Annotated in this window: 12 protein-coding genes and 1 pseudogene; 5 read left to right on the top strand and 8 right to left on the bottom strand. The window is 36.8% G+C overall.

Annotated elements, in window-relative coordinates; genetic code table 11:
- Window positions 1-3: 3 nt before the first annotated feature.
- The 7 genes from EXE10_RS19740 to EXE10_RS19710 form a co-directional block, all read right to left on the bottom strand.
- Window positions 4-756 carry an ATP-binding protein gene (locus EXE10_RS19740; RefSeq protein ID WP_130114499.1) on the bottom strand — a complete coding sequence of 251 codons (753 nt, stop codon included), beginning with the start codon at window positions 754-756 and terminating at the stop codon, window positions 4-6.
- A complete protein-coding gene (locus EXE10_RS19735) occupies window positions 753-1,622 on the bottom strand; it encodes a replication protein (protein ID WP_130114498.1) in 870 nt (289 codons plus the stop codon). Before EXE10_RS19735 ends, EXE10_RS19740 begins: the two co-directional genes overlap by 4 nt.
- Window positions 1,619-1,963, bottom strand: a complete 345-nt coding sequence (locus tag EXE10_RS19730) for a hypothetical protein (RefSeq protein WP_130114497.1) — start codon at window positions 1,961-1,963, stop codon at window positions 1,619-1,621. The genes EXE10_RS19735 and EXE10_RS19730 overlap by 4 nt, the downstream gene beginning before the upstream one ends.
- Window positions 1,960-2,253, bottom strand: coding sequence for a hypothetical protein (locus tag EXE10_RS19725; RefSeq protein WP_130114496.1), 294 nt, complete (start codon window positions 2,251-2,253; stop codon window positions 1,960-1,962). The genes EXE10_RS19730 and EXE10_RS19725 overlap by 4 nt, the downstream gene beginning before the upstream one ends.
- A complete protein-coding gene (locus EXE10_RS19720; RefSeq protein ID WP_130114495.1) occupies window positions 2,250-2,582 on the bottom strand; it encodes a hypothetical protein in 333 nt (110 codons plus the stop codon). Before EXE10_RS19720 ends, EXE10_RS19725 begins: the two co-directional genes overlap by 4 nt.
- Before the next feature lie 49 nt (window positions 2,583-2,631).
- Complete coding sequence (locus EXE10_RS19715) at window positions 2,632-3,123, bottom strand: phage regulatory CII family protein (RefSeq protein WP_068974397.1); 492 nt, start codon at window positions 3,121-3,123, stop codon at window positions 2,632-2,634.
- 70 nt (window positions 3,124-3,193) lie between these two features.
- Entirely contained in the window at window positions 3,194-3,475 is a 282-nt protein-coding gene (locus EXE10_RS19710) for a YdaS family helix-turn-helix protein (RefSeq protein ID WP_130114494.1), read from the bottom strand.
- 116 nt (window positions 3,476-3,591) lie between these two features.
- Here EXE10_RS19710 and EXE10_RS19705 point away from each other — a divergent pair, with 116 nt between their 5' ends.
- The 4 genes from EXE10_RS19705 (at window position 3,592) to EXE10_RS19690 (ending at window position 5,652) form a co-directional block, all read left to right on the top strand.
- Complete coding sequence (locus EXE10_RS19705; protein WP_130114493.1) at window positions 3,592-4,350, top strand: S24 family peptidase; 759 nt, start codon at window positions 3,592-3,594, stop codon at window positions 4,348-4,350.
- A gap of 32 nt (window positions 4,351-4,382) precedes the next feature.
- Window positions 4,383-4,685 carry a hypothetical protein gene (locus EXE10_RS19700; protein WP_130114492.1) on the top strand — a complete coding sequence of 101 codons (303 nt, stop codon included), beginning with the start codon at window positions 4,383-4,385 and terminating at the stop codon, window positions 4,683-4,685.
- Window positions 4,686-5,024: a hypothetical protein gene (locus EXE10_RS19695; protein WP_130114491.1), complete on the top strand. Its 339-nt coding sequence runs from the start codon at window positions 4,686-4,688 to the stop codon at window positions 5,022-5,024.
- 190 nt (window positions 5,025-5,214) lie between these two features.
- Window positions 5,215-5,652, top strand: coding sequence for a hypothetical protein (locus EXE10_RS19690; RefSeq protein WP_130114490.1), 438 nt, complete (start codon window positions 5,215-5,217; stop codon window positions 5,650-5,652).
- A gap of 485 nt (window positions 5,653-6,137) precedes the next feature.
- Here EXE10_RS19690 and EXE10_RS19685 read toward each other — a convergent pair whose 3' ends face one another.
- Window positions 6,138-6,380, bottom strand: a complete 243-nt coding sequence (locus tag EXE10_RS19685; protein WP_213073867.1) for a hypothetical protein — start codon at window positions 6,378-6,380, stop codon at window positions 6,138-6,140.
- A 182-nt stretch (window positions 6,381-6,562) separates the two neighbouring features.
- Between EXE10_RS19685 and EXE10_RS19680 the strand changes: the two are divergent.
- A pseudogene (locus EXE10_RS19680) lies at window positions 6,563-6,861 on the top strand (hypothetical protein); the annotation flags it as partial.

Below are 6,861 nucleotides of genomic sequence, written 5' to 3'. Positions count from 1 at the left end.
CATTCATAGAACCCCACCACCCATTCGTTGATCAGCCCAATTACACTCAACAACCGTTAAGCCATCATGCTGAAAACGAGACCACAACCGATCACCTAGATCTTTCTGCAGGTGCTCAAGTGTAAAATTTGAAATCAACATGGTTGGTTTTTTTAAGTCATATCGCTCAGTCAAAACCTTGTGTACTAGCTCTGTACGTTTATCGCGGTCATGCAGTCCGTATTCATCAACAATTAGCAACTCATACTGCGCAAAATCATAAATTACAGATTCCTCAGATTGATCCCTGGTATCACGATCCCAAGCCTTCATGATTCGGTTTGCAATTTCCTCACTGGTGATGTAACGAGCCTTTAAACCGTTTTTTAAGAGAGTTTTAGCAACACCACATGCAAGGTGTGTTTTACCAGTGCCAGTTGATCCAACCATGATCAAATTTCCATTCAAATTTTTAATAATTTGTTGGGTATAATTCACACAGATTTGTAAGGTATGAGCCTGTCTTTGGGTTTTGGTTAAATAATTCGACAGAGTTGATTTAGCATGTCTTTCAGGAATCATTGCTCCATCCATGTGTTTTTTGCACACTGCTTTGTTCACCTCATCTTGTCGATTTGCGTTGTTGGAGTTCACCAGAGCTATCGCGCATTTCGGACAAATCAATTCAGGACCTACCTGAACTTTTGCCACTCCATGTTCAAGACATGCGATTTCAGACTTAGGGAATTTTTTTGAAATCATTGTCATTGCGTTCATACGAAGCCCTCAGGAATTTCAACAGTTCCGTAAAACGGTTCATCTGATTGCTGGCGATTAGCCCACGCATCGTTCACATTGCGATTGTTGTTTACAGATGGGTTATTTGATTGGAATTGCTGTTTCGGTTGAAAAACTCCCTGATAATTTCCAATGATTGAGTTTTCCAAAGATTGATTTGCTAAAACTCCGAATGATTCAAGTTTTTTCAAGATCAGATTTACGGCGTTTTCAGTGAGCGGTTTTTTAATCCCTACTCGCATTTCAACAAATTGGTTCCACAAATCACGATTAACCAGATTTGGTAATTCAGCTGACTTTGGATCAAATGAAGTTCGCTCTATTGCTTTTGGTTTTTCAGAAACACTCTCACTTTTTTTATTTATTTTTTTATTCTTTGTAGAGTTGTTTTTGATAGTGATACTTTGTGTGTAAAAATTTTTTACTAGCAGTGGTAAAATATTTTTACTAGTGTAGTTAAAATTTTTTACTAGCAAAGGTAAAGAATTTTTACTAGCATTTGGCTGTTTTTCATCTAGTAAAATATTTTTACTAGGGAATTTAACAACCAATCCAATGCTAGTTTCTTCACCTAATTTATAAGTATTTCCGTGGAACGTGCTTTTTAATTCCACAACTAATCCAACCTTGATTAGCTCACGTAGACACTTAATTACTGTTGGGCGAGTCTTGCCTGTAATCTCCTCAAACTGGGTTAAAGAGATTGAATCCATCTCTTTATTCCAGCCACGTGTTTTACGGCAAATCACAAGGTACAGTTTGCACGAAGCGTCAGAGATCTTGGATAAAACCTCGTCAACAAAGGCATTAGGCACTTGGAATGAGTTCGGTACAAATTTACTCACTTAGCACCCCCTAAATTCACTAAACCGCGCTTCGCCAGCTGATGCACAATCCGAGGCTCTATGAACTCGTTGTTCAGCTTGTAGCGTGTACGTGACTTTTCTTTGACTTGAACCAAGCAACCGCCATTTTGCAATGAGCTTCTGATGGCTATAGCAGCCCCCCCCATGCGTGTTGTGTGCTCAAGAATAAAATACTTCTCTTGGGCTTCGATTGCTTCGTTCATTTGTGACAGAGGCATGGCAGCAAGTTCTTTCGGGGTGTAAATACGCACTGGATCAAGCAATGGGATGATCGTTTCAATCGGTGCTGGTGAAACACTAATATCTTGTTTCTTTTTCATGCTTCACCTGCCTTGGGTTTTACAAAACCAACGCTCGCAATTACCGAATTTGATTTAACTAAACTTGAAATGATTTGTTGAGCATTCCACTGACTTATTCGCAAACGTCTTGCTAACTCATTCATAAACTCCACTTTAGAAACCATTGCATTTCCAATGTTGTGGTTGCGCTTCTGTAGAGTTGCTATTTTGACTTCCATCATTTCGCTTAGAATTTTTAAAGCTGGCTCGTAAAATGACTGAGTGCTTCTGGCGTTCTGAAATTCTTGATTGTTGTGAAAACTACTCATGAAACCTCCGCCATCGCCAACTCAGATTCACTTAAACGACGGTTCGCATCTAATTCCGCTACCGTCGCAGATCGAATCCATGATTCATAAACAAGTTGTCCGTTGTCCAGCCAGTAATGATTTTCAGGTTGATATGCTTCAACTGTGTGCAAATCATCAAATTCAATGTGGTTCATGTATGCAACTACATCGCCTTTGATATATTTTTGATTCAAAGTCGTAGTCACGGCGCATTGCGCACTTTCAGGCACTAAACACGTTTTACACTGCTCTTCTTTAAAATCAGTACATTTGCCTTGGCATGGATGTTTTGATATATTTGATTTCATATTCAATACCTTCTGAAGTTTTGAATTACTAAAAGCCTGTTCTCACCCATCAGGCTTTTTCTTTTTGATTTACTGAAATATATTTTTCAGCCTGTTTTTGCAAAGCCTTGTCTGCTGCTGTAGCACACTCAATAATTCGTTGAAAAATAATGTGTGCTTCTTCGTATTCTTGAGGTGTAACAATGTTGTCCTCTAGAACCTCATACACTTTTTGATTTGCTTTTCCGCTTGCGACATTCGTGAGCATCATCGCTTCAAGAACATTCATTTCTCGATGGCGTTCCCCATCTGCACCTACCGGTACTAAAACAAAACCCAACTTGTGAGCCCATACTTTTAGAACCGCTGGGTTTTGAGTAAACATCAGCATTGCTTCAAATTTTTTTAAACTCGGCATGTGGTCTGGCATATTCATATTTGCGTAGTTGCAAATCGTGTTATGCGAGTCGCCAGTCAGATCAGCAATTTCCTTTGGCGTTATACCTGTTGAGTGTCTGATCATTTGATGAAGAGCTGTTTTTGTCTCTTTACAGATTTCCATATGTGAATCCTTGTTTTTATTCACGTTTATTTCTTATGAACAAAGGTTAATACTTTGCTTATGATGGTTCCTAGGCTGATGGTAATATTGATTGCTCTCTAGACACTTTTCTAATCTGCGTACCACGTAAATAGTTGAAATCAGCATCAGGGCAAAGTTGGTCACAAGACACTTTTCCTTGGCTTGCTTTGTCGATTCGGATTGCGAGCGGTGCTCCACATTTTTTATTGACATAAATTATTTGTTGCAAATTACCAACTGTGGTTAAGCATTTTTTGGCGAACTCAACCCTTTCATCAGCGCTCAAGTTCATAAAGTAGCTTTTGAGTTGTTCGGTGTTGGTTTGAGTCATATTTCCACCTTTATGTAAAATATTTAGTAAATACTAATTTTAATTATCAAACATGTCAAATTTAATTTAGTGTTTATGAATTTACTTTTTACTAAAAACTATATGAAATACTAAATATGGATAAAGTAGCTTTAAGACGCACAAATTTGCGCACAGCCATAGATGCTGAAATTAAAAGTAAAGGTTTTAAGAATGATGTAGCTTTCTGTGAACATTATGATTTAAACCCTAGTCATATCTCACAACTTATAAATGGTCATGGGAGCTTTGGTGAGCGTGCTGCGCGAAATCTTGAAAACAAAGTTGGCTGGGAGATAGGATTACTGGATCTAGAAAGTAAAAATGATCCAAATTTAGACACCAAACAGGATACTGGAATTTTTATTTCACCAATTGAATTTAAGAGCGCTGAATCCAGAGGTAAAGCTTCTAATGTTCAAATCCCTGTTTATAAGGATGTGAAGGCTTCTTGTGGCTCAGGTATAGAAAACTTCTTAGAGGATGTAAGTGAATATCTCGAGATTGATCCATATATTTTAAAAATTATGGGGATTCAAACAAATCCAAAGAATTTACGAATTATTTATTCAACAGAATACAGTATGTATCCAACCGTAGCACCCGATAGTCCTTTGTTTGTAGATGTATCTGATAAGGATCCTAATGCGCTTAAAAGTGGAAGTGTTTATGTGTTCACCCATAATCACGAGTTGCGTATGAAAAGAGTATTTGTAAGTTATGCTGTATCTAAAACCGTAAAACTTACCAGTGACAACCCTGATAAAAATCGATATCCAGATGAATTTATTACAAATGATCAGCTTAATGAAATTAATTTTGTCGGTCGATTGGAGTTGGCATTGGTTAAACCATAAGTATGGTCAAAATCCCAAATAAGGCACACAAAATGATCGCAACACTAAATAAATCAAAAACCTCTCTAACAATTAATCGCCAAGAATTCAAATTAGCATTAGGTAAAATTGGCGAAGGTATTGATAAGCAGATTACTTCACTTAAAAAAGCCAAGCAAAGCTATGACCCTGCTGAAATGGCGCGTGAAGTGATTAATGAAGCGAATATCTTTGAAGTCATTATTGAGGGCTTTAACGAAGCGGAAGAAACCAGTCTAAAGTTGGCGGATATAACAAATCTTGATGTAGCGCAAGAATGGATAGATGAATTTTTAGAGAAGTATTTGGATAAATAAATGAGAATTCAAAGTCTACTAATTTATATTTTGATAATTACACCACAGGTAAATGCAGAACCTTGGAAAGATATTTCTACTGAAGAAAATCGAGCTGCTGGCTCTGTTGTTAGGATTGATGAAAATATTGAAAAACGGCCTGATGGAACGCTACTTGTAAAATATGAAACGGGAGGCAATAGATTGAGCTTAAAAATACCCCATAAGATAAAAGTTAACTGCTCAAAGAAATCTATTGTATATCAAGGTAGTTTTGACTTACGTAATTCTTCAGAGGCTGTAAAAATAAACATACATAGAGACATTGGTACTGTATATAAAGAAGTTTGTCTTAAATAAAAAACTATTCACCCAACACAACCCTAAGATCGTGTTGGGTGAATGAATTTTAGAGAAGAATTTAAAAATGAATAAATTTGACTACATGAAACTGGTGGTGCTACTTGTACTGGTGGCTTTTTGTTGGGGTTCAATGGTTTTATAAACTGCGAACCCGACGCAGTCCTTTGGATCGGGTGGAGATGAAAAGATGAGCCAAAAGCGCGATAGAAATACTAATATTTACTTACATTTATTAAGCAACTTGACCAACAACCCTGATAATGGATACCAAATCCCAATTACTCTTAATGTATCAGGCCAATTAATAAGTGGAATAATGATAGGGGAAGAAGAGTTTTACAATTTAAATTTAAACGCTATCTTTAAGCCAATTCATGATGCTTTAAATATTGAAAAGAAAGATTTTTTTAACGAAGATGGCACAATTAAGGATCATTTAACGGAAGAAGATATTGAAAAAATTCCAGATTCTTACTGCCAAAAATTTCTATATTTAAAGAATGCTAGGTATATATCAGGATCTGTCTTCTTGCCATCCGAAGACTCCGATGCTGCAGCTATATCCATTCGTCTCTCTGATGTTAGCTCTTATAGTTTTGGAGCTTTTTCAACGAGCAAGAATTGATGTTTTTTCTAATTGCTTGAGCAATTGTTTCAACCTCAAGTTTATTTGGTTGTATGATTACAATTTTCATGATTTAGCAAACTCCCTTAACCCACCCCGCGTGGGTTTTTATTTACCTGTAACACCTAGAACCTACAATCACCAACAAGGTTACTGAAGGATAACCTATAATAACTAAGTAAAATCTATCTCGTCGCCCTGCTATATGCAGGGTTTTCTTTTTAAAAATCCATACCCCCTCTGATATTATGAAGCTAAGACTCTACACCAACATTGATCTCAAGCATTCATAAATATCGGAGGAAATATGAAACCTGAAATTATAGAAGCTCTAGCGTTAGAGCTTACTAAATCAAAACTTGCCAATTAAAAAACTACTGCATCTGATTGGGTTCAAGCCTATAAAGAATCACATGCAGAAATTGAAGAAGCATGTGATGAGGAGCGCACACATAACAAGCCACTTGCTGGAGGTCGTCTCTTATCTAGCGATTGACCTTAGAAATCACATGGCAGCCATTCTTTTGTGAAAACTCCAAAAGAGTGGCTTTTAACTCATCCTTAAATTTAAGTGGGCATTCAATCACCACAGTATCAATGTAGCTTCCATAAATAAGTTTTTGTGCAGCGCTTACCTGCTTTTCCAAATCTTCAGGCTTTACACCATTTAGCAGTAATTTTTCAACAATCTGCTTACGCCATTCATGTATTTCATTTCCTAGACTCATTTACTCACCTATTGAGTGGTTTTCTTTTGTCTATTAAAGCATAAAACTAAATTATTTCACTAAATATTTAGTGAATACTATTGACATTGTATTTAGTAAATACTAAATTATTTTTCACCAGCTAATAAAAAACCCCTAGCTTTCGACGGAGAGGGGCTTTTACTCTACAGAGTGAGATAAGTATGAACATAAAACCTCAATCCATCAACCCTGCTGTTACACATAGTGTACAGCCTTTTGGCTTTATTAAAGTCGCAGCACTTGCGGGCTTGTTCACTACAGGTGTTATTGCATTCGCATATAACCCTGATTCAACTGAATACAAACCGCCTGTTGCTATCCCTGCAATCACTCCATCTACCTATGAAGTTCAAACGCTTAAATTAGATTCTGATCATTCAGGTACTGCAGTAATCAAACTTGATGATTACATCTTAAAAGTTGGTTTTGATTTCGATAAGTACCCTGCTGATTACGGCGT

It is taken from the genome of Acinetobacter sp. WCHAc060033 (assembly GCF_004209125.1).
In the GTDB taxonomy this organism is placed as follows: domain Bacteria; phylum Pseudomonadota; class Gammaproteobacteria; order Pseudomonadales; family Moraxellaceae; genus Acinetobacter; species Acinetobacter wuhouensis.
Note: the sequence above shows the minus strand (reverse complement) of the source record. Positions and strands in the feature narration are given on the sequence as shown.

What these genes read in the sequence shown, in the direction of transcription:
- EXE10_RS19740 (WP_130114499.1), bottom strand. Translation starts at nt 756, where the DNA reads ATGAACGCAATGACAATGATTTCAAAAAAATTCCCTAAGTCTGAAATC.
- EXE10_RS19730 (WP_130114497.1), bottom strand. Translation starts at nt 1,963, where the DNA reads ATGAAAAAGAAACAAGATATTAGTGTTTCACCAGCACCGATTGAAACG.
- EXE10_RS19725 (WP_130114496.1), bottom strand. Translation starts at nt 2,253, where the DNA reads ATGAGTAGTTTTCACAACAATCAAGAATTTCAGAACGCCAGAAGCACT.
- EXE10_RS19720 (WP_130114495.1), bottom strand. Translation starts at nt 2,582, where the DNA reads ATGAAATCAAATATATCAAAACATCCATGCCAAGGCAAATGTACTGAT.
- EXE10_RS19715 (WP_068974397.1), bottom strand. Translation starts at nt 3,123, where the DNA reads ATGGAAATCTGTAAAGAGACAAAAACAGCTCTTCATCAAATGATCAGA.
- EXE10_RS19710 (WP_130114494.1), bottom strand. Translation starts at nt 3,475, where the DNA reads ATGACTCAAACCAACACCGAACAACTCAAAAGCTACTTTATGAACTTG.
- EXE10_RS19705 (WP_130114493.1), top strand. Translation starts at nt 3,592, where the DNA reads ATGGATAAAGTAGCTTTAAGACGCACAAATTTGCGCACAGCCATAGAT.
- EXE10_RS19700 (WP_130114492.1), top strand. Translation starts at nt 4,383, where the DNA reads ATGATCGCAACACTAAATAAATCAAAAACCTCTCTAACAATTAATCGC.
- EXE10_RS19695 (WP_130114491.1), top strand. Translation starts at nt 4,686, where the DNA reads ATGAGAATTCAAAGTCTACTAATTTATATTTTGATAATTACACCACAG.
- EXE10_RS19690 (WP_130114490.1), top strand. Translation starts at nt 5,215, where the DNA reads ATGAGCCAAAAGCGCGATAGAAATACTAATATTTACTTACATTTATTA.
- EXE10_RS19685 (WP_213073867.1), bottom strand. Translation starts at nt 6,380, where the DNA reads ATGAGTCTAGGAAATGAAATACATGAATGGCGTAAGCAGATTGTTGAA.